Annotated in this window: 24 protein-coding genes; 13 read left to right on the forward strand and 11 right to left on the reverse strand. The window is 72.0% G+C overall.

Annotated features, from left to right (window positions below):
• Nucleotides 1-11 precede the first annotated feature (11 nt).
• The 6 genes from AABA78_RS20115 to AABA78_RS20140 all read left to right on the forward strand — a co-directional run bounded on the left by AABA78_RS20115 (nucleotide 12) and on the right by AABA78_RS20140 (nucleotide 5852).
• On the forward strand, nucleotides 12-203 hold the full coding sequence (locus tag AABA78_RS20115; protein WP_338264757.1) for a hypothetical protein: 192 nt from the start codon (nucleotides 12-14) through the stop codon (nucleotides 201-203).
• 82 nt (nucleotides 204-285) lie between these two features.
• Nucleotides 286-810, forward strand: coding sequence for a hypothetical protein (locus tag AABA78_RS20120; protein ID WP_338264759.1), 525 nt, complete (start codon nucleotides 286-288; stop codon nucleotides 808-810).
• 100 nt (nucleotides 811-910) lie between these two features.
• The gene (locus AABA78_RS20125) at nucleotides 911-2554 is read left to right on the forward strand and encodes a GMC oxidoreductase (protein ID WP_338264761.1); all 1644 of its coding nucleotides are present in this window, start codon (nucleotides 911-913) and stop codon (nucleotides 2552-2554) included.
• A 349-nt stretch (nucleotides 2555-2903) separates the two neighbouring features.
• Nucleotides 2904-4346, forward strand: coding sequence for a sensor histidine kinase (locus AABA78_RS20130; RefSeq protein WP_338264763.1), 1443 nt, complete (start codon nucleotides 2904-2906; stop codon nucleotides 4344-4346).
• Nucleotides 4347-4413: 67 nt separating this feature from the next.
• Entirely contained in the window at nucleotides 4414-5085 is a 672-nt protein-coding gene (locus tag AABA78_RS20135; RefSeq protein WP_338264764.1) for a DUF2378 family protein, read from the forward strand.
• Between the two features lie 92 nt (nucleotides 5086-5177).
• Entirely contained in the window at nucleotides 5178-5852 is a 675-nt protein-coding gene (locus tag AABA78_RS20140) for an SOS response-associated peptidase (protein WP_338264766.1), read from the forward strand.
• A 10-nt stretch (nucleotides 5853-5862) separates the two neighbouring features.
• On the opposite strand, the gene AABA78_RS20145 is transcribed toward AABA78_RS20140, so the two are convergent.
• On the reverse strand, nucleotides 5863-6261 hold the full coding sequence (locus AABA78_RS20145; RefSeq protein WP_338264768.1) for a response regulator: 399 nt from the start codon (nucleotides 6259-6261) through the stop codon (nucleotides 5863-5865).
• 201 nt (nucleotides 6262-6462) lie between these two features.
• On the opposite strand from AABA78_RS20145, the gene AABA78_RS20150 reads away from it, so the two are divergent.
• Together AABA78_RS20150 and AABA78_RS20155 are read left to right on the forward strand one after the other, a co-directional pair.
• Nucleotides 6463-7662 carry a hypothetical protein gene (locus AABA78_RS20150; protein WP_338264770.1) on the forward strand — a complete coding sequence of 400 codons (1200 nt, stop codon included), beginning with the start codon at nucleotides 6463-6465 and terminating at the stop codon, nucleotides 7660-7662.
• Nucleotides 7663-7779: 117 nt separating this feature from the next.
• The gene (locus tag AABA78_RS20155) at nucleotides 7780-10494 is read left to right on the forward strand and encodes a PAS domain-containing hybrid sensor histidine kinase/response regulator (RefSeq protein WP_338264771.1); all 2715 of its coding nucleotides are present in this window, start codon (nucleotides 7780-7782) and stop codon (nucleotides 10492-10494) included.
• A gap of 7 nt (nucleotides 10495-10501) precedes the next feature.
• Here the strand turns inward: AABA78_RS20155 and AABA78_RS20160 are convergent, their stop codons facing one another.
• The 9 genes from AABA78_RS20160 to AABA78_RS20200 form a co-directional block, all read right to left on the reverse strand.
• Nucleotides 10502-12019 (reverse strand): Hsp70 family protein, encoded by a 1518-nt coding sequence (locus AABA78_RS20160; RefSeq protein ID WP_338264773.1) that lies wholly within the window; start codon nucleotides 12017-12019, stop codon nucleotides 10502-10504.
• Nucleotides 12020-12092: 73 nt separating this feature from the next.
• A complete protein-coding gene (locus AABA78_RS20165; protein WP_338264775.1) occupies nucleotides 12093-12719 on the reverse strand; it encodes a DUF47 domain-containing protein in 627 nt (208 codons plus the stop codon).
• A 23-nt stretch (nucleotides 12720-12742) separates the two neighbouring features.
• The gene (locus AABA78_RS20170; protein ID WP_338264777.1) at nucleotides 12743-13411 is read right to left on the reverse strand and encodes a DUF4956 domain-containing protein; all 669 of its coding nucleotides are present in this window, start codon (nucleotides 13409-13411) and stop codon (nucleotides 12743-12745) included.
• Nucleotides 13398-15080, reverse strand: coding sequence for a dTMP kinase (tmk, locus tag AABA78_RS20175; RefSeq protein ID WP_338264779.1), 1683 nt, complete (start codon nucleotides 15078-15080; stop codon nucleotides 13398-13400). Before tmk ends, AABA78_RS20170 begins: the two co-directional genes overlap by 14 nt.
• Nucleotides 15080-16264, reverse strand: coding sequence for a porin (locus tag AABA78_RS20180; protein WP_338264781.1), 1185 nt, complete (start codon nucleotides 16262-16264; stop codon nucleotides 15080-15082). The genes tmk and AABA78_RS20180 overlap by 1 nt, the downstream gene beginning before the upstream one ends.
• A gap of 61 nt (nucleotides 16265-16325) precedes the next feature.
• Complete coding sequence (locus tag AABA78_RS20185; protein WP_338264782.1) at nucleotides 16326-17093, reverse strand: VTC domain-containing protein; 768 nt, start codon at nucleotides 17091-17093, stop codon at nucleotides 16326-16328.
• Nucleotides 17090-18694, reverse strand: a complete 1605-nt coding sequence (locus AABA78_RS20190) for a CotH kinase family protein (RefSeq protein WP_338264784.1) — start codon at nucleotides 18692-18694, stop codon at nucleotides 17090-17092. The genes AABA78_RS20185 and AABA78_RS20190 overlap by 4 nt, the downstream gene beginning before the upstream one ends.
• Nucleotides 18695-18861: 167 nt before the next feature.
• Complete coding sequence (locus AABA78_RS20195) at nucleotides 18862-19242, reverse strand: GIY-YIG nuclease family protein (protein ID WP_338264786.1); 381 nt, start codon at nucleotides 19240-19242, stop codon at nucleotides 18862-18864.
• Entirely contained in the window at nucleotides 19232-19801 is a 570-nt protein-coding gene (locus AABA78_RS20200; RefSeq protein ID WP_338264788.1) for a hypothetical protein, read from the reverse strand. Before AABA78_RS20200 ends, AABA78_RS20195 begins: the two co-directional genes overlap by 11 nt.
• A gap of 309 nt (nucleotides 19802-20110) precedes the next feature.
• Here AABA78_RS20200 and AABA78_RS20205 point away from each other — a divergent pair, with 309 nt between their 5' ends.
• Nucleotides 20111-20794, forward strand: a complete 684-nt coding sequence (locus AABA78_RS20205; protein ID WP_338264790.1) for a hypothetical protein — start codon at nucleotides 20111-20113, stop codon at nucleotides 20792-20794.
• A 9-nt stretch (nucleotides 20795-20803) separates the two neighbouring features.
• On the opposite strand, the gene AABA78_RS20210 is transcribed toward AABA78_RS20205, so the two are convergent.
• Nucleotides 20804-22276: a sigma-54-dependent transcriptional regulator gene (locus AABA78_RS20210; protein ID WP_338264792.1), complete on the reverse strand. Its 1473-nt coding sequence runs from the start codon at nucleotides 22274-22276 to the stop codon at nucleotides 20804-20806.
• Nucleotides 22277-22451: 175 nt separating this feature from the next.
• On the opposite strand from AABA78_RS20210, the gene AABA78_RS20215 reads away from it, so the two are divergent.
• The 4 genes from AABA78_RS20215 to AABA78_RS20230 are packed head-to-tail and all read left to right on the forward strand — an operon-like array spanning nucleotide 22452 to nucleotide 25873.
• Nucleotides 22452-23201, forward strand: a complete 750-nt coding sequence (locus AABA78_RS20215) for an OmpA family protein (protein WP_338265137.1) — start codon at nucleotides 22452-22454, stop codon at nucleotides 23199-23201.
• 23 nt (nucleotides 23202-23224) lie between these two features.
• Nucleotides 23225-23659, forward strand: coding sequence for a chemotaxis protein CheW (locus AABA78_RS20220; protein WP_171420964.1), 435 nt, complete (start codon nucleotides 23225-23227; stop codon nucleotides 23657-23659).
• A gap of 4 nt (nucleotides 23660-23663) precedes the next feature.
• Nucleotides 23664-24032, forward strand: coding sequence for a protein CrdC (locus AABA78_RS20225; RefSeq protein ID WP_338264794.1), 369 nt, complete (start codon nucleotides 23664-23666; stop codon nucleotides 24030-24032).
• Nucleotides 24029-25873: a methyl-accepting chemotaxis protein gene (locus tag AABA78_RS20230; RefSeq protein WP_338264795.1), complete on the forward strand. Its 1845-nt coding sequence runs from the start codon at nucleotides 24029-24031 to the stop codon at nucleotides 25871-25873. The genes AABA78_RS20225 and AABA78_RS20230 overlap by 4 nt, the downstream gene beginning before the upstream one ends.
• Nucleotide 25874 lies beyond the last annotated feature (1 nt).

Here is a 25874-nt window from a genome sequence, read left to right on the forward strand (position 1 = left end):
TGTGCACTGCCATGACGCCGCCCCCGGTCCCGCTGCCGTTCCCGGACAGCCTCTGCCATCGCTGCGCCGCGCCGCCCCGCTACGTCGAGACGCGGACCTCCACCTTCATCATGTGCCCGCTGCTGCCCCAGAAGTACGCACCCCAGCCGGTGCGCGCGTGCACGCTGTTCCGCCCCCGCGAGCCCGGCGCCGCGCCCACGTAGCCCCTGTCTGCAAGCAGGCAGCGGGGCTCGAAAGGCACCCCGTGCGGGCATCCGTACCTTTGTCCCAAGCAAAGGAGGCCTCATGGCCAGCCGTCGGAAGACCCACGCCGCGCCCCGCCGCAAGCACGCCGCCGCCACGCCCGCGAAGCGCGCGGCCCGCAAGAGTCACGCGTCCGCCAGCGCCAGCGGCCGGTATACGAACCCCGCGCTCCGCGAGCGCCTCAAGAAGCGCATCCTGAAGAGCGACAAGGGCGGCCGCGCCGGCCAGTGGAGCGCGCGCAAGGCCCAGCTCCTCGCCGCCGAGTACAAGAAGGCCGGCGGCGGCTACCGGGGCGGGCGTGGCACCGCGCAGCGCCACCTGTCCTCCTGGACGAAGGAGGAGTGGGGCACCCAGGACGGCGGCACCCGCGCCCGGCATGGGAAGACCACCGCGCGTTATCTCCCCAAGAAGGCCTGGGCCCACCTGAGCCCGGCCCAGAAGAAGGCCACCGAGCGCCGCAAGCGCGCGGGCTCGCGAGCGGGCCGCCAGTTCGTCGCCAACACGCCCGCCGCACGCCGGGCGAGGAAGCAGGCCACGAAGCGCCAGGCCGCGTCTTCCCGCTCCTGAGGGCGTGCGACAGGTCCCGCGAGGACGGCCCGCGCTCGTGGCATAGAGTGCGGACCTCCCGGGCGCGGGACTCGCGCGCCCCGGGAACGGAGAGGACGTCATGGACTGCGACTGGCTCATCATCGGCTCGGGGTTTGGCGGCAGCGTCAGCGCGTTGCGGCTCGTCGAGAAGGGCTATCGCGTGGTGATGCTGGAGAAGGGCCGGCGCCTCCAGGGCCAGGACTTCCCCAAATCCAACTGGAACCTGAAGCGCTGGCTGTGGATGCCCCAGCTCGGGTGGCGCGGCCTCTTCAAGATGACCTTCTTCCGCCACGTCACCGTGCTGTCCGGCGTCGGCGTGGGCGGCGGCTCGCTCGTCTACGCGAACACGCTGCCCATCCCGAAGGACGACTTCTTCGACGCCTCCTCCTGGGGCCACCTGGCGCCGTGGAAGCAGGAGCTCGCGCCGCACTACGCGACCGCGCGCCGCATGCTGGGCGCCACCGTCAACCCGCTCAACACCTTCCCCGACCAGGTGCTCAAGGAGGTGGGCCAGGACCTGGGCCGCACCGACTTCCAGCCCACCACCGTGGCCGTCTACTTCGGCGAGCCCGGCGTCACCGTGAAGGACCCCTACTTCAACGGCGAGGGCCCGGACCGCACCGGCTGCAACGCGTGCGGCGGCTGCATGCTGGGCTGCCGCAACAACGCCAAGAACACGCTGGACAAGAACTACCTCTACTTCGCGGAGAAGCGCGGCCTCACCCTCCACGCGGACACGGAGGTGACGTGGGTGCGCCCCCTGCCCGGCGGCGACGGCTACGAGGTGACGGCGAAGCAGGGCACCGGCTTCTTCAGGAAGACGCGCCGCTTCACCGCGAAGCACGTCATCTTCGCGGGCGGCGTGCTGGGCACCCTGGACCTGCTGCTCAAGCTCAAGGACGCGAAGGACGGCCTGCCCCACCTCTCCGAGCGCGTGGGCGACGGCGTGCGCACCAACTCCGAGGCACTCATCGGCATCGTCAGCGGCGGCAAGCAGAAGGACCGCGACCTGTCCCGGGGCATCGCCATCGGCTCCATCCTCCACACCGACGAACACTCGCACCTGGAGCCCGTGCGCTACCCGGAGGGCTCCGGCTTCTTCCGCCTGCTCATGGCCCCCCACGTCCCCGGCGCCACCGCGTGGACGCGCGTGGCCCGTCTGGTGGGGCTGCTCGCGCGAAAGCCCCTGCGCTTCCTCCAGGCGTGGTTCGTCCCGGACTTCGCGCGCCGCACGATGATCCTCCTGTACATGCGCACCATGGAGGGCCACCTGCGCATGCGCCGCGGCCGCGCGCTCACCACCGGCTTCCGCTCCGGCCTCACCACCGGCCTGCAGGAGGGCCCCGCGCCCACCGCGAACATGCCGGAGGCCTTCGACCTGGCGAAGCGCGTGTCGGACAAGCTGGATGGCTACCCCATGACCATGGTCAGTGAGACGCTCATGGGCATCCCCACCACCGCGCACATCCTGGGCGGCGCGTGCATGGGGGACTCCCCAAAGACAGGCGCCATCGACTCGCGCCACCGCTTGTATGGCTATGAAGGGCTGTATGTGGTGGATGGCGCGGCCATCTCCGCCAACCCGGGCGTCAATCCCTCTCTCACCATCACCGCGCTCGCCGAGCGCGCCATGACCTTCATCCCCGCCGCCCGCGAGCTGCCCCGGGGCGACACCGACGCCACGCTCGAAGCGCCCCGGCAGCCCCAGGCCGCCGCCTCCTGAAGCTGCCCCGCGGGGCGTGTACGCCGCTGGCCCCTGTGCCCCCTTGAGACCCGGGGCGCTCCCAGTGGACGGACGTGAGCGCGGGCCTCGTACTCCGGTCCCGGATGCGCCCGGTTCCATGGACGCGGGGATGGCCGGGATGTCATTGTTGGCTGCGAATGCACGGGACGGAGCCACCCTGGCTCTGTCTCACACCGTCGGCTTGGGTGGGAGCCGGCAGTGTTCAGGCCAGGGCACTCCTCGTGCCCTCGGGCAGCATGGTTGGTTCAGCGATTTCCGTGTAGTTCATATTTTACAGGGTTAATCGCTTCCGCCACCATTCCGGTCGGGTGAAGAGATGACTTCGTCCATGCCAGTCTATTCCTTTCATGCTCCGGTGAAGGTCTCTCCAGGTCTGGAAGGACGGGCGGCGGCGCTTCTGGCATTGCAGCTGCGTGACTCCCGCAAGCGGGTGGATGACCTGTTCGCCTGGCTGATGCTGGGGCAGTGGGTGGCCGCGGTGCTGGTGGCGGTGTTCGTGTCTCCCTATGGCTGGGAGGGCAAGGTGCGCGCGCTGCACCTGCACGTGCAGACGGCGGTGCTGCTGGGCGCGGCGTTGAGCGTGTTCCCGGTGATGCTCACGCGCCTGCGCCCGGGGGAGGCGGTGACGCGTCACGTGGTGGCGGTGAGCCAGATGCTCTGGTCCGCGCTGCTCATCCACCTGACGGGGGGCCGCATCGAGACGCACTTCCACATCTTCGGGTCGCTGGCGGTGCTGTCCTTCTACCGGGACCCGAAGGTGCTGCTCACCGCGAGCCTGGCCATCGTCGTGGACCACTGCATGCGGGGCGCGCTGTGGCCGGAGTCCGTCTACGGCCAGCTGCACCCGGAGTGGTGGCGCTTCCTGGAGCACGCCTTCTGGGTGGCCGTCATCGACGCGGTGCTGCTCGTCGCCTGCCGGGACGCGCTGCGCGAGCTGGGGGAGCGGGCCGGGCGCCAGGCCCTGGCGGAGGCCGCCAATGAAGAGGAGCTGGCGCTGCGGGCGGGGCAGCTGGACGCCGCCGTGCGCGAGGTGCACGCCTTCCGCGACCACGCGGAGCGGATGGAGCGGCTGGCGTCGCTGGGGCAGCTCACCGCGAGCGTCAGCCACGAGCTTCGCAACCCGCTGGCGGCCGCGCGCACCGCGCACGCGTTCGTCCTGCGCCGGCTGCGCAAGGCGGAGGCCTATCCGTCCGACCCGCGCATCCCGCGCTTCCTGGACATCATCGACCGGGAGTTGCAGGCGTGCTCGGTCATCATCTCCGACCTGCTGGACTACGCGAAGGGCCGGCCTCCGCGCCGCACGCCCTGTCCGCTCAAGCCGCTGGTGGAGGAGGCCATCAGCGTGGTGCCCCGGCGCGAGGGCGTGCGCGTGAACAACCAGGTGCCGGACGGGCTGCCGGTGCCGGACCTGGACCGCGAGCAGTTCCGCCAGGTGCTGGTCAACCTCATCCAGAACGCGGTGGAGGCCATCCCGCCGGAGCGCACCGGGACGGTCTGCGTGCACGCCGACGCGCGGGGCGAGGGGGGCTGGAGCCTGCGCGTGACGGACGACGGGCCGGGCATCCCCGCGCCGCTCCTGGAGCGCATCTTCGAGCCCATGTTCACCACCAAGCTGCGCGGCACGGGGCTGGGGCTCGCCATCGTGAAGCGCCTGGTGCAGGGCCACGGCGCGCGCATCCAGGCGGAGAGCGACTTCGGCCATGGCTCGCGCTTCACAGTCCTCTTCCCGGACGCGTCTCTCCATACGACCGGGGTGGTGGCGCATCCCTGAAGAGAGTGCAGCGGCAGGTTGGCGAATCGCCGTGGGGCGTGGGCCCACGCGGACATGGAGGATGCACATGCAGGCACAGGCGAAGCCGTTCCCGGAGGCAGGCTCGGTGGAAGCGGACTGGGCGGTGCGGCGAATGGCGGCGACGGAGCTGGACACCGCCCGGGGCATGTTCTTCCTGGGGGTGCTGGAGTCGGTGCGCACCGGCGTGGGCGAGGACGCGGTGGCCACCTGCCGGGCCGTCACCGACGAGCGCCGCTTCGTGGGCTTCTTCAACTACCCGGTGGCCAGCTTCCTCAAGCTGTCACAGGTGGCGGCGCGCCTGCTGTCGCCACGGTGGGGCGGGTTCGACGAGGCGCTGCGGCAGATGGGCATGCAGGCCACGCGCAGCTTCCTGGAGTCCGCGGTGGGGCGCACCTTCCTGCTGCTGGCCGCGGGGGACGCGCGCAAGCTCGTGACGAACCTGCCGTCCGGCTACCAGATGGCGGTGAGCTACGGGGAGCGCTCCGTCGACTGGAAGGGGGCGGGGGACGCGCTGTTCGTCATGCGGCGCGACTTCATGCCGGCCGCGTACCACGAGGGCGTCCTTCGCGAGGTGCTCTCCATGGTGGGGGCGCGGAACCCCCGCGTCCAGGGGCGCAAGCTGGGCCTGCTGGACACCGAGTACCACATCACCTGGGAAGTCCCCGTCGTGCTCCCCGCGGGAGCCCCGAAGGAGTCCCGCTGGCGGCTGTTCCAGTAGGCCGCGCGGGGACCGGAGGAGGGGGCCCGGTCCCCCACCGGCCGGGCGTCCGGAACGTGCGGGCCCGGCCGCCGGGCGCTACGCTTGGGCCCATGTGTGGCCGAGTCACCGTCCGGACCTCTCCCGCGCAGCTCGTCGCCGAGCTGGAGCTCGCGGGCGCGCGCGCGACGCTGGAGCGCGCGCGTTTCAATCTCTGTCCCACGCAGCTGCTGCCCGTGGTGCCCAACGACGGCGCGCGGCTGCTGGACGTGTTCCGCTGGGGGCTCATCCCGTCCTGGGCGAAGGACGCGTCCATCGGCAACAAGCTCATCAACGCGCGCGGTGAGACGGTGGCGGAGAAGCCCAGCTTCCGTTCCGCGTTGAAGCGCAGGCGGTGCCTGGTGGTGGTGGACGGCTGGTATGAGTGGAAGCAGTCCACGAAGCCCAAGACGCCGTACTTCTTCCACCACCGCGACGGAAAGCCCCTGGCGCTGGCGGGGCTCTGGGAGGAGTGGACCGCGCCGGACACCGGCGAGGTGCTGCGCACCTGCACCATCATCACCACCGGCCCCAACGCGCTGATGGCGCCCATCCACGACCGGATGCCCGTCATCCTGTCGCCGGAAGGCCAGTCGGTGTGGCTGCGCCCGGAGCCCCAGGAGGCGTCCGTCCTCCTGCCGCTGCTCGTGCCCGCGCCGGAGGCGCCGCTGGACGTCCACGAGGTGGCGCGCGGGGTGAACTCCCCCGCCAACGACAGCCCGGAGTGCGTGGCCCGCATCGCCGCCTGACCTGGCCCGGCTAACCCGCCGTGGAGGTCTCCTTTTCGCCCGGAGGCGGGCAGTACGGCGCGACCGCCTCCAGCAGCAACTCCATGTGCAGGGGTTTGCGCAAGAGCCCGACGACGCCGGCCATCCGCTCCGTCTGGAAGCTGGCCGTGAGCACGAAGACCGGCAGGCCGCAGAGGGTCGCATCGTCGTGCAGGCGCCGGAGGAAGCCGTAGCCGTCCATCACCGGCATCATCAAATCCAGCAGCACGATGCAGGGCTTGCGACACGAGGCCAGCGCCAGCAGTCCCTCCTCGCCATTGGACGCCGTCAGGACGGAGTAGCCTTCGAGCTCGAGGTACCGGGCCATCACTTCCAGCTCCGGCTCGTCATCGATGATGAGAATCAGGGGCGGGGTCGTCGTGTCGGGCACGGCTCTCTCTTCCATGTGTTCGAAAGAAAGCTAGGTCGCCCAGGCGACGCACTGCCCAGGGTCCGCCATTGATTCCAGGTCGGCGGTCCCTGTCACTGCCAATAGGGCAGGGGGCTGGTTGGCCGTCTACCCTGAAACAGTGGCGCGGCGGCCGCGGACACTTCCTGGGTCCCCTGGAAAAAGCCTCCTAGGATTCGGGCCATGAAGTCCTCCGACAGGGCCGTGCAGAACAGGGGCCGGCGCATCGCCGGGACCTCCTTCGCGGGGCTCTTCGTGCTGGCCGGCGCCTGCGGGGTGGGCGCGGAGGCGTGGTTCCAGCGCAAGGTCGAGGCGCCGCTGCGCCTGCACCGTGAGGCGCTCGCCGCGAACGTGGAGGGTTACTGCGCGCAGGAGGCCGCGCTGGACGCCGACCCCTGGTTCCACGAAGGCCGGACGGAAGGCGACGCGGGGCTCCTGCTCAACGCATGGCTGCCCTGGTCGCGCGACCTGAAGCGGGCGCCGCCCGAGGGCTCGCCGCTGGTGCTCCCCGAAGCGCTGCGCGAGGAGGCCCTGGACCTGAGACAGGGCCGCTGGCTCACCGCGAACATCGACGTGTCCCGCCTGGACTTCGACTGGATGGTCCGGCTGCTGGCGTATGACCGGTGGGACCTGTTCAACGGCAGCCCCCTGAGCACGGAGGGACGCTTCAACTGGGTCGCCGGTGAGGTCCCCGACCTCTTCCTGCTCCAGCGCTGGGCGAAGTTCCGCATGCTCCATGGGATGCGGACGGGCCACCCGCTGGAGGCCGCGCAGCAGGTGCGGCACCTCGCGTGGCTGAGCCTGCGCACGGACTCGCTCGCGGGCGGCTCCCTCGCCGTCAACCTGCTCGACATCGAGCGGCTGGCCCACGACGCCATGTCCTCACCCCCCGCGGACTGGACGCCCATGCCCGCCGGGCAGACGGCCCGGATGAGCGCCCTGCTCCAGACGGGCCCCCGCTTCGCCGGCCTCGCCGCGCCTCCGGACGTGGCCCGTCAGGCCCGCCGCTGCGCGACAGGGCCGAACCGGTGCATCGCCCTCACTGAGACCGCCTTCCACGCGCGGCTGCTGGAGCCCTTCGCGGCCCCGGCCCTGACAGAGGCCTCCGCCGCGCTCGACCGCGACCTGGCGGAGGCCGGCTGCCCCACGCTCGCCGCGCACGAGGTCCGGACGCGGAGTGTGACGCTGCGCGACCCTGCTTCGGGCCTGTCCACCCTGGCCTCCTCCGTGGCATGGATACCCGGGCCGCCCGGCCGTTGGCTTCGCTCACGCATCGCCTGGGGCGTCCTCGCCAGCGCCCTGGGAGACCTCCCACCGCCAGGTGAAAACAAACCGAAACATCCCGACCGTCTCCATGGCCAGGCAAGCACTCCAACCCCCTGAATCGCCGTCCCCGAAGCGCCGTCAAAAGGCCTGCGCCTGCCCACCTCCACGGTTTTCCGTGGATGACATGGAACTGGCGCCTGGACTGACCTACAGTTCTTGAACGGAGGGGGAAGTTTGCCCGAACTGCCACCCAGCGCGTATCCGGCCTTGTTCGAGCACACGCGAGACGGCGTGCTCGTCCTGGACCCGACCCTGCGGGTCGTGGCCGTGAACCGCGCCGCGGAGGCGCTGCTGGGGCCCCGTGACCTGTTGGTGGGCCAGCCGGTGCAGGCCTTGCTGCCGGGCTGGACGCCTCCCCAGGTCCCCTTGCCGGGTGACGCTCCCCATGAGTCCGAGTGCCACGTGGGCCCGGTGCACCCGGTGCACGTGCTGGCCGTGCCGCAGGACGCAGGCTGGATGCTGCTGCTCCGGGGCATGGACGCCGCCCAGGCGGCCGAGTCCATCCTCCGGCAGCAGAAGGAGTTCTTCGAGGCGGTGGTGCGCCACAGCCCGGTGGCCATCATCACCATCAGCCGCGCCTTCGAGGTGATGACGTGGAACCCCGCCGCGGAGCGGCTCTTCGGCTACACGCCGCAGGAGGCGCTGGGGCGCAACATCCTCAAGCTGGTGGCCAACGCGGACGGCATCCGTCCGGAGGCCGAGGAGACGTCGCGCGAAGTGCTGCGCAAGGACCGCGTGCACGTCGTCACCAAGCGCGTGCGCAAGGACGGCACGGTGGTGGACGTGGAGCTGCGCGCCCTGCCGGTGACGGTGGCCGGCCAGTCCATGGGCTTCATCGCCATCTACCACGACGTCACCGACCTCCAGCGGGCGCGCCAGGCCGCCGAGCACGCCAACCAGGCCAAGAGCCTGTTCCTGGCCACGGTGAGCCATGAAATCCGCACGCCGATGAACGCCATCATCGGCATGGCGGGGCTCCTGATGGACACGGCGCTCACGCCCGAGCAGCGCGACTTCGCGTCCACCATCCGCCAGAGCGGCGACGCGCTGCTGGGGCTGCTCAACGACATGCTGGACTTCTCCAAGATCGAAGCCGGCCGGGTCGAACTGGAGCAGCAGCCCTTCAACCTGCGCCAGTGCGTGGAGTCCGTGCTGGATCTGCTCGCCATGCGCGCGAGCGAGAAGTCCCTGGACCTGGGCTACCACGTCACCGACGAGACGCCCGTCACCGTGGTGGGCGACGGCGCGCGTTTGCGGCAGGTGCTGCTCAATCTGGTAGGCAACGCGGTGAAGTTCACCGAGCGCGGCGGCGTGTCCATCTCCGTGGACACCCCGCGCCAGCCGCTGGCGCCGGGCGGCCTCTTCGAGCTGCACTTCGCGGTGCAGGACACCGGCCTGGGCATCACCGAGGCCGCGCGCGGCGGCCTGTTCCAGCCCTTCAACCAGCTGAACGAATCCGTGTCGCGCCGCTACGGCGGCACGGGCCTGGGGCTCGCCATCAGCAAGCGGCTGGTGGAGGCGATGGGCGGGCGGCTGTGGATGGAGAGCGAGGGCGTCCCGGGCCGGGGCGCCACGTTCCACTTCACCTTCCAGGCGCGCGAGGCCCCGCGCAGCGCGGAGGCCCTGCGCCCGGACGCGCTGAAGCTGCACGGCCGGCGCGTGCTGGTGGTGGACGACAACGCCATCAACCGCAAGCTGCTGGGCCGCCAGCTGGCCGCGTGGGGCATGGCCATCGTGGAGGTGGGCTCCGGCGCGGAGGCGCTGGCGAAGCTGGAGTCCGGGGCCCGCTTCGACCTGGCCATCCTGGACCACCGCATGCCGCTGATGGACGGCCCCACGCTGGCGGCGAACATCCGCCAGCAGCGCGACGCGCGCGAGCTGCCCCTGTTGCTGCTCACGTCGTATGACCAGCGCGACGCGCAGCCGCCGGGCCTCTTCACCGCGGTGCTGCCCCGGCCGGTGAAGGCGTCGCAGCTGCACGACGCGCTGATGACGTGCCTGGCCCAGGACCTCATCTCCGCCCGGCCCCTGCCGCCCGCCCCCGCGCCCGCCACGCGCGAGCGCTCCGTGTTCAACACGCGCCCCGGCGAGCAGATGCCCCTGCGCATCCTGCTGGTGGAGGACAACCCCACCAACCAGAAGCTGGCGCTGCTGGTGCTGGACCGGCTGGGCTACCCGGCGGACACCGCGAACAACGGCCGCGAGGGGCTCCACCTGCTGGCGCGCAGCCGCTACGACGTCGTGCTGATGGACGTCCAGATGCCGGAGCTGGACGGCCTGGAGACGACGCGCCAGCTGCGCAAGGACGTGCCCATGAGCGAGCAGCCGTGGGTCATCGCCATGACGGCCAACGCGATGACGGCGGACCGGCGCGAGTGCCTGGACGCGGGCATGGACGACTTCCTCAGCAAGCCCATCCGCGTGGAGGAGCTCATCTCCGCGCTGCGCCGCGCCTGGGAGCGCCTGCCGCGCGAGCCCGGTGCCGCCCCCATCGCCCACGTCCCGGAGGCCCCGCGCATGGGCGTCCCGCGCATCCGGGGGCTGGAGGCGGGCGCGCTGGACAGGCTGTGGCAGTCGTTGGACGGGCAGGTGGAGCGGATGCTCCCGGAGCTCGTGGACACCGCGCTGGAGAGCATGCCCCGGCTGATGGACGACGCGCGGGGGGCGCTCGCGCGCGGCGAGCTGGAGAACCTGGCGCGGGCCGCGCACACGCTCAAGTCCAACGCGGCCTACTTCGGGGCGGCCACGCTGGAGTCGCTGTGCTGGGACATCGAGCAGCGCGCGGACGCCCGGGTGCTGGAGGGGCTGGAGCCGCTCGTCGCCCACTGCCAGGAGGCGCTGGAGGAGAGCCGCCAGCTCCTGGAGCAGCTCAAGCGCACGGTGCGCTGAGCGTCGCTCAAGCCCGCTGCGGCGCGTTCGGGTCGCTGATGGTGAGCGGCTGCCTGCTCCCGTCCTTCGCGACGAGACTGGCGGTGAGGGCGAAGTCCGGCCCCATGCGCAGCTCCAGCGTGGTGGGGCCCGGGTGGGCCACGCGCCAGTCCGGTTCGATGCGCACGGTGCCCAAGAGCTCGCGCTCCACGGTGGTGCGGTCCAGCGCTTCGAACAGCGCCACCGGCACCGGGCCGGGCCAGGGCGGCAGCTCCAGGTCCACGGTGCGCGTGCCGGGCACGGGCGTGTTGGCGGGGAGCACCTCGTGCTGGCCGCCGCCGGGCACCATGGCGCCAATGGGCATGGGCACCACGTCCGACAGGCCACTGATGCCGCGCGCCAGGTTGCGCCCGAGGATGGCCGCGCCCACGGCGACGCCCAGCTCCGGGTGCACCTCCTTGTCCGACGACAGCTTCTTGAAGTGGGAGAGGCGCTTGCGGATGGCGGGCATGCGCGTCTGGCCGCCCACCATGACCAGCTCGTCGATGGCGTCCGGCTTCAGGCCCGCCTTCTCCAGCACGTCGTCGCACGCGGCGGCGGTGCGCTCGATGAGCTGGAACACCATGGCCTCCATCCGCTCGCGGGTGAGCATGACGTTGAAGTCCACGAAGGCGCCGTCCTTCTGCGTGATGCAGGGGATGCGGATGGGGACGGACGTGCCGCTGGAGAGCGCCATCTTCGCGGACTCGGCGGCGAAGACCAGCCGCTGCATCACGACCTTGTTGCCCCGCAGGTCGATGCCCTGCTGCTGGCGGAAGTCCTCCACCAGCGCCTCCACGATGGCCTCGTCGAAGTTGGCGCCGCCGAGGAACGCGTCGCCGCCGGTGGCCAGCACCTTCACCACGCGGTTCTGCACGGACATGAGCGTGACGTCGAAGGTGCCGCCGCCCAGGTCGAACACCATCACCGTCTGCTCGGGGTTGCGCAGGTTGGCGTAGTAGAGCGCCGCGGCGGTGGGCTCGTTGACGATGGCGCGCACGCGCAGGCCCGCCTTCTCCGCCGCGCGGCGGATGGCCTCGCGCTGGCGGATGTTGGCGTGCGCGGGCACGGTGAGCACGCACTCCTCGAACCTGGTTCCGGCCGCGTGCGTGGCCAGGGTGTGGATGTGCTTGAGGATGAAGTGCGCCACGTCGATGAGTGGCGTCACCTTCCCGTACACCTGCACGGCGGTGTAGCCGTCCGCGCCCTCCACCAGTTCGAAGGCGAAGCGGTCGCGGTGGCGGGCCACGTATTCGGACTGGAAGCGGCGGCCCAGGAAGCGCTTGGCGCCGAAGATGGTGTGGCGCGGGTCGTCGATGATCTGCCGCCGCGCCGCGGGGCCGACGATGGCCTTGTCGCCCGCGTGGAACCACGCGATGGAGGGCAGCGTGAGGCTCTTCTCCGCGATGGGCACCACGCGCAGCTTGTTCGCCTTGTCGAAGAAGGCCGCCGCGGTGTTGGTGGTCCCGAAGTCGATGCCGAGGATGGGGGCGGCGCTCGTGCTCATGAGAGGCCCCCATCCTCGCACGTCCCGCCGCGCCGGGGCACCCGGCACGGCCCGCCAGGTGGGGAGGAGGTGCTCAGGAGTGGTCCAGGACGACGCCCTCCACGCCGTGGGCCACGTCCACGCACCGGTCCAGCGCGGTCTCCAGCAGGTCGTAGACGCCCTTCCACTTCATGACGGTGAGGGGGTCCACGCCGCTCCGGAAGAGGCGGCCCAGGCCCGCGCCCAGCACCTCGTCCGCCTGTGCCCGGAGTCGCTTGAGGGCTTCACACCCCGTGAGGATGCGCTCGGGCTGCTTGATGGTCCGCAGGCACGTCACCACGTCGCGGACCTGCTCCGCGCACAGCACGAGCAGCCCCGACAGTTCCGTGGCTTCCGGCAGGCACTCCGGAAGCTCGTAGGCATGCAGGCGCGACGCGGTGGCGTGCGCGAAGTCCAGCACCTCGTCGATGCGCGACAGCAGCGCGTGGATGTGGATGCGCTCGAAGGGGGTGATGAACTCGCGGTGGAGCCGGGTGAAGGCGGCCTTCGCCACCGCGTCGCCCTGATGGCCCACGGCCTTCAGCGCCCGGACCCGGTTGCCCACGTCCCGGTAGTCGCTGAGGAGCGCGTGCAGCATGCGCGTGCCCTCCAGCGTGGTGGCGCACTGCGCGTCGAAGTCGTCGAAGAAGCCATCCGACCGGGGCATCAGTCTTTGCAACATGGGGGCTCCAGGCGAGGGAGGGGCTACTCGGGGTCGATGGACGCCGCGCGCACGCCGGGCAGCGCGCCACGCAGCTTCTCCAGCAGGAGGAACGTGTCGGTGCGGTCGGGGACGGCCAGCTCCACCACGGCGGTACCGCCCGCGGTGGCGGAGGACTGCTCCAGGGTGAGCACCCGGGACTCCGGGTGCAGCAGCCGCAAGGGGGGCAGGGCGGCGCCCAGGTCGTCCACGTCCAGCGACAGCTTCAGCCGCTGCGGGTGTCGCTGGAGGGTGGAGTCCAGCGCGAGCAGCACGGCGCCGAAGAAGAGCGTGGCGCACACGGCGATGGGAAAGGCGCCCAGGCCGCACGCCATGCCCACGCCAATCATCACGAACATCACCGCCGCGTCGCGCGAGTCCTTGATGCCGGAGCGGAAGCGGATGAAACCGCCCAGCCCCACGAGCCCGAAGGCGCGCGACATGCTGTCGCCAATCACCGTGGTCATCACCGCCCCGGCGATGGCGATGAGCAGCTGCGTGTGGATGGTCTCCTGCGCCATGACCGGCGCGCGGGGCATCCACCGGCGCCAGGGCCGGAAGGCGAGGAGCGCGCCCAGCACCAGCGCGAAGCCCAGCCGCTCCAGCACGTCCATCAGCGGCAGCCCGTGCACGGGCGCCTGCGCGCCCGCGCTGAACACATCATGCGACGCCATGGCGAGGCTCCTCTTCCACCTGGGAAACCGTCCGCGCCGCCTGGCGCAGGAGGGCGAAGTCGTGGGGGTGACGCTCCAGCAGCTCCAGCGTGAGGGCCTGTCCTCGCGCCGTCGCGGCGAGCAGGCCCAGGCTCTTCACGGTGGCGGAGGGCCAGGTGTCCGCGAGCACCGCGCGCAACCTCCACGCGGCGGGCACGTCCATGCCGGTGAGCGAGTCCAGCACCTCCTCGCACGCCACGCCGAACGCCTCGCGCAGCTTCCACGCGGCGGGCACGTCCAGCCCCATGAGCGAGCCGATGACCGCCTTGGGCGCGCGCGCCGCGTGCTGTTCGCGCAGGGCCCAGGCACGGGGGCTGTCCAGGCCCTCCAGCGAGCGCAGCACGGCGTCCGGCGCCACGGCCATCGCGCGCTCGCGCCACTCCCACGCCCGCTCGCTGTCCACGCCCCGCAGCGACCGGCACAGCGCCCGGGCCACGCCCTCGTCCGCGAAGGCCGCGTCGCCGCCGCGCGAGGACAACCACCGCCAGCGCTCGTTCCAGGCCCGCGCGCTGTCCAGGCCGGAGAGCGACTCCATCACCGGCTCCGGCGCGGCGCGTGACAGCCGGTCGCGCATGAGCCAGGCGCGCTCGGAGTCCAGGCCCGTGAGCGACGTGGCCACGGCCTCCGGGGCCCGGTGCTCCCAGCGCTCGCGCAGGCGCCAGGCCTCCGGCGCGTCGCTGGCGTCGTCGGTGAGGGACGCGAGCACGTGCTCGGGCGCGGCGGCCTCCAGGCGCTGGCGCCATTCCCACGCCCTGGGGTGGGTGAGGCCGGCCAGCCCGTGGGCGATGAGCTCCGGGCACCGCTCCGCCAGCAGCGCGCGGCGCGCCTCGACGTCCTGGCCCTCCATTCCCGCGAGGAACCACGCGGCGAGGCCCGGCTCGTCCACGGTCCACCCATCCAGCCGGGCCAGGAACCGGCCGCGAGCCTCCGGCAGCGAGCGCACCGGGACGGTGGGGCGCGTCAGGCCCGCGTGGAAGAGGGGGGCTTCACCGCGGCGCGCGCGCAGCACGTCCTCCACCAGCCGCGTCACCTGCTCGTCCAGGGGGACGTCGGTGTTCTCCACGACGCTCCAGCGCTCCGGGTGCGCGGCGGCCAGGGCGCGGTAGCCGGCGCGCAGGCGGGCCTGGAGGCCGGCGCCGGTGAGCCCCTTGCGCGACGGCGTGGAGCGGTCCTTCGCCAGCAGCTTGGAGGCGCGGCGGCGGGCGCGGGCGATGGCGGGGTCCACGTCGATGAGGAAGACGCGGTCCGGGTGCAGGCCGCGCTGGCAGGTGTCCAGCACGGGCCGCACCTCCGCCTCCGGCAGGCCCCGGCCGAAGCGGGCCAGCACCTCGGCGGTGTAGAGGAAGCGGTCGGCGATGACGACGTCATGCTCCGCCAGCGCCGGCCGCGTCACCTCCTCCAGGAGCTGCGCCTCGCGCGCCGCGTACAGCAGCAGTTCCGCCACCGGCGTGAGCGCCAGGTGCAGCGGGTCGCGCGTGAAGCGCCGCAGCCCCTCCGACACGGGCGAGGCCAGCCGGCCGTCCTCGCGCACGTGGCGCACGCTGAGCCCGGCCCGGCGCAGCTCGCGCGCCACACGGTTGGACAGCGTCGTCTTGCCCGAACCGTCGATTCCCTCGAACACGATGAACATCAGAAGGCGACCTCCATCTGCAGCAGCACGCTCTTGCGCGACGCCAGGTTGTTCTCCAGGGACGTGACGACCGCGGGCACCGCCGCGCCGGCCTCGCGCACCTCCGCCTGGGCCTGGAGGCGCCAGTGGCGGAACTGACCGACGTTCAGGCCCAGGGTGCCCTCCCACACCAGGTCCTGGTGGAGCGTGCGGTCCGGATCCAGCGCGGACAGCATCACGAAGGGCTCCACGAACAGCGCGCCCTGCGCCCCTCCGCCCAGGCGCCAGCCGGTCAGCGCCCGCGCGGTGAGGAAGGGGCCCTCCAGGCCGGTGAGCACTTCGGTGCGGCCCACCAGCACCTCGCCCCAGGTGCGCAGCGCGCCGTGCCCCACGGGCAGCGCGTGCTGGACGTCCAGCCCCGCCGTCCAGCCCGTGTGCGAGCCGCCGTCGATGGTGCCCGCGGGCTGGAGGAGCGCGGACGCGCCCAGCTCCACGGTGCCCAGCGTGAGCGTGCCCCGGAAGGCGGGCACCACGCCCAGTCCCTTGGACAGGTCCACCTTGCCGGTGTCGTTGCCCGTCTGCCACACGCCCGCGCGCAGCTTCAGGTCCACCGCGCAGTCCTTGCACTTCCACTCCAGCTGGGCGCCGGGCCTGCGGCCGGTGAGCGCCAGCGCGTCGCGCAGCACGTCCCGCAGCAGGCCCCGTCGCGCGAGCGGCAGCGACCGGGACGACTCCAGCTCGATGAGCGACAGGGGGACCTTGAACTGGCCCGCGCGAAGGGCGAAGCCATGGGGCAGGTCCAGCCAGGCGTAGGCGTCCTTGAGGCCGTCCTGCACGTCGAACTCGACCACCGCCTTGAGCTTCTTCTTGAAGCGGTAGGTGGCCTCCAGGCGCGTCGCCGGCAGCGACAGCCGTCCGGACCAGACCTTGTCCGGGCGCGAGTCCACCGTCTCCCGCACCGACAGCCGGCCCCCCACCTCGATGACCCCGGAGCCCGCGGGGAGCCGCACGGTGGGCGGCGGCAGGCCCGACCCCGTGTCGTCGTCCGGCGGAGGCGGCGGGGCCACGGTGGCGGGAGGAGGCTCTGGCAGCGACGGCGCGGAGGGAGCTGGCGTCGCGCCCGTGGAAGGCGAGGCGTCAGCCGCCCGCGCGTTGGCGGACGCGCAGCAGAGCAGGCAGGTCAGCAGCAGCCCGCGCGCGGGCATGGCACGGCCAGGAGGGGGGCGGAGTCTGGGGGGCACTTGAGGGGATTTCCTTCGGGGGGAGTCACTTCGTGGGGCGCGCGTCCTCCAGGAGCGCGCGCATGCCCTGCTCGAACTTCGAGGCGGCCGTCTCATGGGACGACAGCCCCCACAGCGCTTGCTCCAGCCAGGCGGGAGCGTCGTGCTTCCACTTCACCTCCACGACGGTCGCGGGCGGCGCCCGGCCCACGAGCCGCGTGGGGGCCGCGAGCGCCGCGGCCGCGGGCGTGTCCGGCGGCAGCGCGAACACCAGCCCTTCATCCAGCGTGATGCGCACGTCGCAGGACACCGTGGCCAGCGTGGTGCGCCGGTACCACGCGGTGACGCGGGGCCGCACCGGCGCAAGGCTCGCCTGCCGCAAGAGCCGCGCGGCGCCGCCCTCCACCGGCAGGGGCTGGCCGGTGAGCACCGCGCGGGCCTCCGTCTCCGTGACGGGCACGCGGACCTTGGTGCGCCGCTCGCCGTGGTTGCGCTTCAGCTCCAGGAAGCGCTTCCCCGTCAGCACCGGCGCCTCCGCCAGGTGGGCCGCGCCCGCGTACTCCCGCAGGCGCAGCCGCTCCGCCTGGCCCGAGTGACACGAGCCCAGGAAGTCCAGGCCGTCGGTGTCCAGGTAGGTCGTGCGCGTGTAGGCCACGGGAAGGCCCGGGTCGTGGAGGTGGCGGGACGTCCAGCCCTGGACGGCGCCCAGGAAGGACGCCAGCGCCTCTCGCGACGGTTGGAAGCGCCGCTCCCGGTCCTGCTCCGCGCAAGGCGCGGGCTGGTCCGGGTCCTGCACCCGGGCCGTCGCGGTCATGGGCTCGTACCGAAGGTCGCGTGCACCTCGGCCTGCCGCTTCGTCGCGAAGTCCACCAGGCCGTTGGGCCCGGTGAGCGCGTCCTGGAACGCCTGCGGGCCGCTCAGGAACGTGAAGCCCGGCTGCTCCGCGTTCTCCCCCACCACCCACGGGGCGATGAGCGCGTGCTCCTCGCGGAAGCGCGCCTCCAGCGGGCCGGGGGCGAGCAGGCCGTCCGCTGCCTCCAGCGCGTACTTCTCGTAGACGGGCCGGTAGACGGGGTCGTCCATCAGGTAGCGGATGAGCGGCCAGGTCGCGTCCACCGACTCCTGCGAGAGCGACGTGGCGCGCAGGCCGTCCTGGAACGAGCGGTCATGGTCCCACGTCACCCAGTGCAGCCGGCCGTTCTCCCCGGGGTGCGAATACAGCAGGTAGTTGTGGGACATGGCCCCGTACGCGTCCCAGTTCTCGATGACGGTGTTGTAGGCCAGCCACTTGAGGAAGCCGTCCACGTCCAGCGTCGCCTCCAGCCGCGAGCGCCACGCGACGGAGTCCGCGCGGTCCGAGTTGAGCGCGGTGATGAGCGCCTGCACGCTGCCCCAGCCCGCCGTCTCCGCCGCCTTGTTGTCCGGTTCGAAGGAGGCCTCGTCGAAGCTCTGGAGCCGCGCGCCGTTGCCGTCCGCTTCGTAGAGCGGACCGCTGTCGTCCCCGAAGGAGCGCTCGAGCAGCGGGTCACCGGGGTCCTCCGCCAGCGTGTAGAGCCCCCAGTACCGGGGCCCGTCGCCGTGGTCCAGGTAGACGGCCGCGAAGGCGGTGTAGCTGGCCGGGACGCCCGCCTCGCGGAACAGGTCCGTGGCCACCTTGTTGCGGATGAGCGACGCGTCCGCCACCGCGTTGGACAGCGACAGCTTGCCGAAGCCGTAGAAGTGCTGGCCCTCGATTTCAGGGTGCGCGTCCTCGAACTTGTCGAAGTTGAAGCGCAGCGGCATCTTGCCCACGCCGCTCCGCCACGCCTGGGACAGCGACGAGTTGCCCTTGTAACGCAGCCCCACGGAGTGCCACGCCTTGCCCTCGAACTTCACCGTCGCGGGCACGTACACCGGCGTGTTGGGGATGATGTCGCCCCCGCCACCGCCGCCCGGCTCCAGCCCTCCGCCGTCGGGACGACCGCCGGGGCCGCCACCGCCCATCGTCGGCAGGCACGCCAGCGTGCCGCCCATGGGGGACGTGGCGCAGGTGCTGGTGAAGGTGCTGCCGTTGAAGGTGGCGGTGCAGGCCTCACCGGCCGCCTTGCCCACGCACGCGGCCTCGAACTCCGCGGGGAATCCCCCGCCACCCCCCATGCCACCGTCCGGAGGCCCACCGGGTCCGACGCCTCCACCCGCGCCGAACTCGCCGAGCATGGACGTCATGTCGTCCTGCATCGTCGTCCAGTCCTCGGAGGTGACGACGATGTCCAGGCGCTGCACCTTTCCCTTGGGAAAGACGACGTCGTAGGCCGGTGGAGCGTGCTTCCCGTGCGAGGCGTCGGTCCAGGTGTCGGGGCGGTCGCTGCCACAGGCGCCAAGGACGAACGCCAACAACGCGAAGGCGCCGGACAGGCGCGGACGAGGCAAGGCCATGGGGGTCCCTTTTCGGGTGCGGGGGTTCACGGCCACGGCGGAGCGGGGTCTCCGCCGTGGCACTGCGATTCCGGACCTTGAAGGGGGGACGTGACTTCTTCGTTACACGGCCGTGACGGATTGTTTCGGGCTCCGTCACGGGACGCTCCGCGCGAGGCGCGAGGGCCTCAGGGGCCGGGCGGCGCGTTGTAGCCGGCGTCGCCGTAGGGCTTCAGGCGCTCCAGCCACATCTCCTCCAGCACCTTCAGCTCCTCCAGGGGCGGAGGCCCGCCGGGCTCCTCGCGGGGCGGCAGCTTGTCCAGCACCTCGAAGGAGAAGGCCGCCTCGCCGTAGCGCTCCCAGTCCGCCTGCAGTTCGGGGACGCGGTGCATGCGCTGGGCGAACTCGAACCGGAGGCGGTTGAACATCGCGGTCAGGTTGAGGGCGTGGTGCACGAAGAGCTTGCCGTTGGCGTGGCAGCGGATGGCGTAGATGCCCATGGGCACGTCCGCTTCCTTGTACGCGCGCTTGCGTTCGGCGCGGGACGCGCGCGAGTCCTCACCGGACATGGTGGCCTCCGTAGCCCAGCGCGACGAGCTTCGCCTCCAGCCGCTCCTTCGCGGCGCGGTCGCGAGGGCGCACCCAGTCCCGGCCCATCCGCTCCCAGTCCGCGTCCCTCGGGTCGACACCCAGCGCCTGGAGGAAGTCGGCCTCGCAGACGAAGCACTGCGCGCGGAAGGGGAAGAGGAAGCCCCCTTGCGCTTCCAGCGAACGCGCGGCGTCCTCGTAGGTGGAGAACCACCGGTTGAGGAACACGGCCTGGACCTTCCGGAAGAAGGCGCGCGTGTCCAGCCGCCGCGCCCCGTCCTCCAGGGCCTGCTTCAGGTCGGTCCAGGTGGCGTGGCCGGCTTCCCGCGCGACGACGGCCAGCCCGTGCTTGTGCCGCACGGTGTCCCGGCGCGCGAGCACGTCGCCCAGGGACAGGGCCGCGAAGAAGGGCAGGGCGCGCATCCGCTCCGCGGCGCGCGTGGCGCGGGCGGTGTCGGACGAGTCCAGGTCCTTGATGAGCAGGGACGCGCGGACCTTGTATTCATGAAGCGTGACGGGGAGGGTGCTGCCGGTTCCCATGACGAATCCTCCGGTGCTGGCCCTCACCCGTTGGGGGACCGTGGAAGGACTGCATCAGGAGCCTGGCGACAGCGGGTGCGGCGAGGGTGACGTCGTCTTTCCGGGCGGCGGGCACCCCTCGGCACCCGTGGGACGAATAGACCAGACGCGTCCCGCGGCCGTCAACGCGCCACGCAACGGGCCCCGGGTCGCACGCGAGCGTGTGCTGGAGGGCAGGCAGGCGCGGCGTGGCCGGCGGCCCGGTGGGGCGGCGCGCGCGCTGATACCGTCCGGGGCTGTCGGGTGGTTCCACCGCGCAGGGGGGCAGTGATGCGTCGATACCCAGGGGTCCTGCTGATGCTGTGGCTGGCGTTCAGACCCGAAGCCGCACGAGGCCAGGGCAGCCCTGCTTCACGAGATCCGGAGTCGCTGAACCTCCTGGCGCCCCCCGGCATGGCGCCGGAGCCAGCCTTCGCCCCCACGTCCGTCTCCGCATCCGCGAAGGCTTCGCCGGACTATCGCGTGGGCAAGCACCTGGCCCTGGGAACGCTGATGGGGAGCGCCGGGTTCGTGAGCGGCGCGCTGACTGGCCTGTTCGTCGGCATCGGGCTGGACCGTCGGTGTGATGCGCTGGGGTGCCCGGGCTCCGCCATGAGCCTCGTCCCCGTGGGGCTGGGGGCGGCCATCGGGACCTCGATTCCCGTCTACTTCGCCGGAAACATGTCGGGAGGGCAGGGGAGCTACGGCCTCACCCTGCTGGGGGCCACCCTGGGCGCGGTGCCCTCCGCCCTGCTCACCCTCAGCGACGACAGCGCCCTGCATACCGTGGGCGTCATCGGCCTGGTGGTGATGCCCTTCGTGGGCTCGTTCCTGGGCTACGGGCTGTCCCAAGGAGGTGGCACGCAGGACGCGTGGCCTCCCTCGACCCCGAGCCTCCCGGGCGCCCGGGTCACGCCCGTGCTTGGCATGTCGAAGCAGGGCGCCGTCGTGGGCGGGCTGATGGGCCAGTTCTGAACGGGGGGCTCACGCCTCGGACTGGCCGCGGCGCAGGCCCAGGGCCTTCATCTTCTTGTAGAAGTGCCCCCGCTCCAGGTCGAGGATCCGCGCGGCCTCCGTCACGTTGTCGTGCGTGTGGGCGAGCACCCGCTGGATGATCTCCCGCTCCGCGTCCTCCACCTGCTCGCGGAAGGTCTGGTCCACGCGCGGCTTCCATCCGCCCGGGTTCGCCGCGGCGGGCTCCGTGACGGGCCCGGAGGCGGGGACGGTCGCGGCGGCCAGCGGCGCGGCGGGCACGTCACCGCCCACGGTGGGCTCGGGCATGGGGGGCAGGGGACGGCCGCGGGGCAGCAGCTCCAGCGCGTCCGTGCGCGAGACGATGGGCCCCTCGCACAGGATGGCCAGCCGCTCCACCAGGTTGCGCAATTCGCGCACGTTGCCCGGGTAGTCATACGCGCTCATCACCGCCAGCGCGTCCGGCGACAGCGCCAGCGGCCGCCGCCCGTTCTTCGCGCAGGCCTCGCGCAGGAAGGTGTCGATGAGGTCCGGCAGGTCCTCGCGGCGCTCGCGCAGCGGCGGGGAGTGAATCTGCACGACGTTGATGCGGTAGTAGAGGTCCTCGCGGAAGCGCCCCGCGGCGATCTCCTTCTCTAGATTTTTGTTCGTCGCGGCGATGACGCGCACGTCCACCTTGAGCGTCTCCGCGCCGCCCACGCGCTCCAGCTCTCCCTCCTGGAGCACGCGCAGCAGCTTCGACTGCATCGCGGCCGGCATGTCGCCGATCTCGTCCAGGAAGAGGGTGCCCTCGTGCGCCAGCTCGAACTTGCCGCGCCGCACGCTCACCGCGCCGGTGAAGGCGCCCTTCTCGTGGCCGAACAGCTCGCTCTCGATGAGGTCGTGCGGCACCGCGGCGCAGTTGAGTTTCACGAACGGGCCGCCCTTGCGCCGGGAGTGCTGGTGCAGCGCGCGCGCGATGAGCTCCTTGCCGGTGCCGTTCTCACCCGTGATGAGCACGCGCCCCTCGCTGGGCGCCGTCCGCTGGATGAGGGAGAAGATGCGCTGCATGGCGGGCCCGCCGCCCACCATGTCGAAGCGGCCCAGCTGCGCGCGCAGCTCCTGCAGCTCCTCCATCGCCGCCTGGTGCTTGAGCGCGTTGCGCAGCGCCACCAGCAGCCGGTCCCTCGCCAGGGGCTTCTCCAGGAAGTCGCGCGCCCCCAGCTGCGTCGCCTTCACCGCGGTGTCGATGGTGCCGTGGCCCGACATCATGATGACGGGCAGGTCCGGCTTGAGGGCCGTGAGCTTCGCCAGCACCGTGAGGCCGTCCATGTCCGGCATCTTCACGTCCATCAACACCGCGTCCACGGGGCGCGCGCTCACCACGTCCAGCGCCACCTGCCCGCTGCTGGCCAGCTCCGTGCGGTAGCCCGCCAGCTGCAGGGACTGGCTCAGGGTGAGGAGGATGTTCTTCTCGTCATCGACGATGAGGACGGCGGCGGGCATGGGCAAACCGCTCACACTCTCACGGAAATAATCGGGGCTTCAAGGGTCTCGTGCCGCCCCCCGGGGCCAGGAAAAGACAAATCTTTTGACTCTCCCCGGTGGGTCCGACTACACGCGACAGCCTGGCCCATCCCCTGTGGGCCTCTCTTTTCCCGTGGTTGCTGTCGGAGGAATGATGCGTCGGATTTCGCTTTGGGCCGGGTTGGCCCTCGCCGTGGCCGTGCTGACCGGGTGCCCGCCCACCTACCCCAAGTGCAACAACGACGAGCAGTGCCAGGAGAAGGGCGAGGTCTGCGTCCAGGGCCAGTGCCAGGAGTGCGCGACGGACGCGAACTGCCGTGAGGGCTTCACCTGCCAGGCCAACAAGTGCGCGCCCAAGCCGCCCGAGTGCACCACGGACACGGCCTGTGGCACCGGCCGCATCTGCGAGGCCGGCAAGTGCGCCGAGGCCCAGTGCAAGGACGACTCCGCGTGCAACGGTGGCAAGTGCCAGGCCGGCCGCTGCCAGGCCCCCAAGGACACCTGCACCGCCAGCACCGACTGCGGTGAGGGCCAGGAGTGCCAGTCCGGCAAGTGCGTGACGGCGGACGCCAGCTCCAAGTGCGACTACTCGCCGGTGCGCTTCGGCTTCAACGAGTCCACCCTGGACTCCAGCGCGCAGTCGCGCCTGGGTGAGCTGGCGGCCTGCATCAAGGCCAGCCAGGGCAAGATCACCCTGGGCGGCCACGCGGACGAGCGCGGCACGGAGGAGTACAACCTCCAGCTGTCCAACCGCCGCGCCGCGGCCGTGAAGCGCTACCTGACCGACCTGGGCGTGCCGGGCAACCGGCTGTCCACGGTGGGCTATGGTGAGACCCGCCCGGTGTCCAGCGCGGCCACCGAGGAAGGCTGGGCGGAGAACCGCCGCGTGGAGTTCCAGCGCTAGTTCTGGGGTAGGCTCTGGGGCGCATGGCCGCCCTAGAGTCGGAAACACGCCAGTCCTATCTCGTCTTCGCGTGTGGAAGCAGTTGGTACGCGGTGCCCGCGGAAGCCGCGGCGGAGGTCGTCACCTTCCCCGAGCTGACGCGGGTACCGGGTTCCCCGCCCCACCTGCTGGGAGTGTTCGCGCACCGGGGTGAAGTCATCCCCGTCGTGGACATGAGCCTGCTGGTGGGCGGGGTCACCGCCGGGTCCCGCCGCGCCGTCCTGGTGCGGCTGTCCCGCGGCACGCTGGCCCTCACCGCCAGCAACGTCGCCGGCGTGTCCGCCCTCATGGGACCGCTGGAGCCCCTGGGCCCTTCCGGCGTGCACGTCCACCTGCGCGGCCCCGTGAAGAGCGGCTCGCGCGACGTGGCCGTCATCGACCCGGAAGGCCTCTTCGACCACCTCAGCCAGGGCGGCTAGCCCCATGCTTCCCGCGGGCCGGGTCGAGGGGACGCTCCTGTGCCACGTGGGGCCGCACCGCATCGCCTTCGAGGCGGGCGAGGTGGCCTCCATCGCCGCGCCGGACGCGGGCATGGTGTGCGCCCACCGGGCCTTCCAGGGCGCCGGCGGCGCCCAGCGCGTGCTCGTGACGGCCACCGGGGGAACGGTGGGCGTGGACGGGCTGGAGATTGACTCGGAGGTGCTGTCGGTGCTGCCGCCCTCGCCGGTGGTGGCCGGGGCCTCCGGGGGCAGCCTGCGCGGCTTCGTGCTGACCCGCGGGGTGCTCTGGCCGCTGCTGCGCCTGGAGGCCTTCCAGCGCTACCTGCTGGACCTGGCCGCGGAGGGCGCATGACGCCGCCGCCGGAGCTTCGCTCGCTGGGGCGCTGGACGACGCGGCCGCGCATCCCGGGCAGCTGCCTGGGCGTGGGGGTGGCGTTCCTGCACATCCACCTGTCGCACACGCTGCCGGAGGCCGGCCGCACGCCGCTGACGTGGCTGATGTTCTGCGCGCTCGCGCTGTTCATCAGCGTGGGGTACGCGCGCGACACGCGGGCCCTGCGCACGCTGTTCGCGCTGGGCGAGGGGCGGCTGCCCGTCACGTCGGAGCACCTGCTGGTGGCGGTCCAGGAGGTGGCGGCCATCCCCGGCCGCAGCTTCTGGTTCGTGATGCAGGGGTGGCTGGGCGGCACGCTGACGGTGGCGCTGGCCTTCCCCACGCTCGCGCACGTGCCGTGGACGGAGGGCCTGCGGGTGACGGTGCTGGGGCTGTCCATCGGCCCCTTGAGCGCGATGCTCGTCTACCTGATGGTGGTGCGCCGCGCGCGGGCCACGCTGGAGCGGCTGGTGGAGCTGGGGCCGTCGCCGCTGGAGGTGCTGGCCGCGCTGCCGCCCCGGCGCATGCACATCCGCCGCCGGCTGGTGGTGTTCACCGCCATCGCGGTCCTGGGGCCGTCCCTCTTCATCCTGGACGTGGCCTTCACGCGCACGGTGACGGTGGTGGACGCGTGGGCCCAGGCCACCACGCCGACGGAGCGGGCGGAGGTGATTGCGCGGGCGCGCAAGGGAGAGGAGCCGCCGCTGGGACTCATCGCGGGGCTCGTGACGCTGCTCATCCTGGGCACCGCGGCGCTCGCGGGCACGGCGCTGGCGGAGCCCCTGCGCGCCATCACCGAGGACGCGACGCGCATCGCGCGCGGCGAGGTGCGGCCTCCGCGCGTCATCCACGCCGAGGACGAGGTGTGGGCCACCTCCGCGGCCTTCACCCAGATGCAGGTGCAGCTGGTGCAGGCCCTGTCGCAGCTCAAGCGGGCGGGCATCCAAATCTCCTCCACGACGGAGCAGCTGGTGGCCACCAGCACGGAGCAGGAGGTGGGCGCGGACGAGCAGGCCGGCGCGCTCAACGCCACCAGCGCCACCACGGAGGAGCTGGCCCGGTCCGCGCAGCAGATCGCCGACAACGCGGAGTCCGTGTCCGCCATCGCGGAGACGACCTTCGGCGCGGCGCAGTCCGGCCAGCGCGGCGCCACCGCCTTCCTGGGCGCCATGCAGCGCATGAAGGAGGACAACGAGGCCATCGCGGACGCGGTGGTGCGCCTCAACAAGCGCGTGCAGCAGATTGGCAAGGTGGTGGAGTTCATCAACGAGATCGCCGACAAGTCCGACCTGCTGGCGCTCAACGCGGAGCTGGAGGGGACGAAGGCGGGCGAGGTGGGGCGGGGCTTCTCCCTGGTGGCGGCGGAGATGCGTCGGCTGGCGGAGAACGTCATCCGCTCCACGAAGGAGATTGAAGGCCTCATCGGGGAGATCCGCGACGCGACCAACGGCGCGGTGATGGCCACGGAGGCGGGCCTCAAGACGACGGAGCTGGGCACGCTGCTGGCGGCGCAGGTGGACGACAGCCTGGGGCTCATCCTGGAGCTGGCGCGGCAGACGTCGCACGCGGTGCGCAGCATCTCGCTGGCGACGCTCCAGCAGCAGACGGGCACGGATCAGCTGGCGGCGGCCATGGGCGACATCCTGCGCGTCACCGAGCAGAACGCCGCGGCCACCAAGCAGATGGTGGCGGCCAACGCGGACCTGTCCGCCCTGGCGGCGGACCTGCAACACGTGGTGCAGCGCTTCCACGTGGAGCCCGTGCCCGGTGGCGAGCCCACCGCGGCTCCCGGCGCGTCCGGCGCGACGGGAGGTGCGTGAC

Source organism: Corallococcus caeni, from assembly GCF_036245865.1.
GTDB lineage: Bacteria > Myxococcota > Myxococcia > Myxococcales > Myxococcaceae > Corallococcus > Corallococcus caeni.

Bases quoted from the DNA above. Each gene is read 5' to 3' on its own strand.
- AABA78_RS20115 (WP_338264757.1), top strand. From the start codon at position 12: ATGACGCCGCCCCCGGTCCCGCTGCCGTTCCCGGACAGCCTCTGCCAT.
- AABA78_RS20120 (WP_338264759.1), top strand. From the start codon at position 286: ATGGCCAGCCGTCGGAAGACCCACGCCGCGCCCCGCCGCAAGCACGCC.
- AABA78_RS20125 (WP_338264761.1), top strand. From the start codon at position 911: ATGGACTGCGACTGGCTCATCATCGGCTCGGGGTTTGGCGGCAGCGTC.
- AABA78_RS20130 (WP_338264763.1), top strand. From the start codon at position 2,904: ATGCCAGTCTATTCCTTTCATGCTCCGGTGAAGGTCTCTCCAGGTCTG.
- AABA78_RS20135 (WP_338264764.1), top strand. From the start codon at position 4,414: ATGCAGGCACAGGCGAAGCCGTTCCCGGAGGCAGGCTCGGTGGAAGCG.
- AABA78_RS20140 (WP_338264766.1), top strand. From the start codon at position 5,178: ATGTGTGGCCGAGTCACCGTCCGGACCTCTCCCGCGCAGCTCGTCGCC.
- AABA78_RS20150 (WP_338264770.1), top strand. From the start codon at position 6,463: ATGAAGTCCTCCGACAGGGCCGTGCAGAACAGGGGCCGGCGCATCGCC.
- AABA78_RS20160 (WP_338264773.1), bottom strand. From the start codon at position 12,019: ATGAGCACGAGCGCCGCCCCCATCCTCGGCATCGACTTCGGGACCACC.
- AABA78_RS20165 (WP_338264775.1), bottom strand. From the start codon at position 12,719: ATGTTGCAAAGACTGATGCCCCGGTCGGATGGCTTCTTCGACGACTTC.
- AABA78_RS20170 (WP_338264777.1), bottom strand. From the start codon at position 13,411: ATGGCGTCGCATGATGTGTTCAGCGCGGGCGCGCAGGCGCCCGTGCAC.
- tmk (WP_338264779.1), bottom strand. From the start codon at position 15,080: ATGTTCATCGTGTTCGAGGGAATCGACGGTTCGGGCAAGACGACGCTG.
- AABA78_RS20180 (WP_338264781.1), bottom strand. From the start codon at position 16,264: ATGCCCGCGCGCGGGCTGCTGCTGACCTGCCTGCTCTGCTGCGCGTCC.
- AABA78_RS20185 (WP_338264782.1), bottom strand. From the start codon at position 17,093: ATGACCGCGACGGCCCGGGTGCAGGACCCGGACCAGCCCGCGCCTTGC.
- AABA78_RS20190 (WP_338264784.1), bottom strand. From the start codon at position 18,694: ATGGCCTTGCCTCGTCCGCGCCTGTCCGGCGCCTTCGCGTTGTTGGCG.
- AABA78_RS20195 (WP_338264786.1), bottom strand. From the start codon at position 19,242: ATGTCCGGTGAGGACTCGCGCGCGTCCCGCGCCGAACGCAAGCGCGCG.
- AABA78_RS20200 (WP_338264788.1), bottom strand. From the start codon at position 19,801: ATGGGAACCGGCAGCACCCTCCCCGTCACGCTTCATGAATACAAGGTC.
- AABA78_RS20205 (WP_338264790.1), top strand. From the start codon at position 20,111: ATGCGTCGATACCCAGGGGTCCTGCTGATGCTGTGGCTGGCGTTCAGA.
- AABA78_RS20210 (WP_338264792.1), bottom strand. From the start codon at position 22,276: ATGCCCGCCGCCGTCCTCATCGTCGATGACGAGAAGAACATCCTCCTC.
- AABA78_RS20215 (WP_338265137.1), top strand. From the start codon at position 22,452: ATGCGTCGGATTTCGCTTTGGGCCGGGTTGGCCCTCGCCGTGGCCGTG.
- AABA78_RS20220 (WP_171420964.1), top strand. From the start codon at position 23,225: ATGGCCGCCCTAGAGTCGGAAACACGCCAGTCCTATCTCGTCTTCGCG.
- AABA78_RS20225 (WP_338264794.1), top strand. From the start codon at position 23,664: ATGCTTCCCGCGGGCCGGGTCGAGGGGACGCTCCTGTGCCACGTGGGG.
- AABA78_RS20230 (WP_338264795.1), top strand. From the start codon at position 24,029: ATGACGCCGCCGCCGGAGCTTCGCTCGCTGGGGCGCTGGACGACGCGG.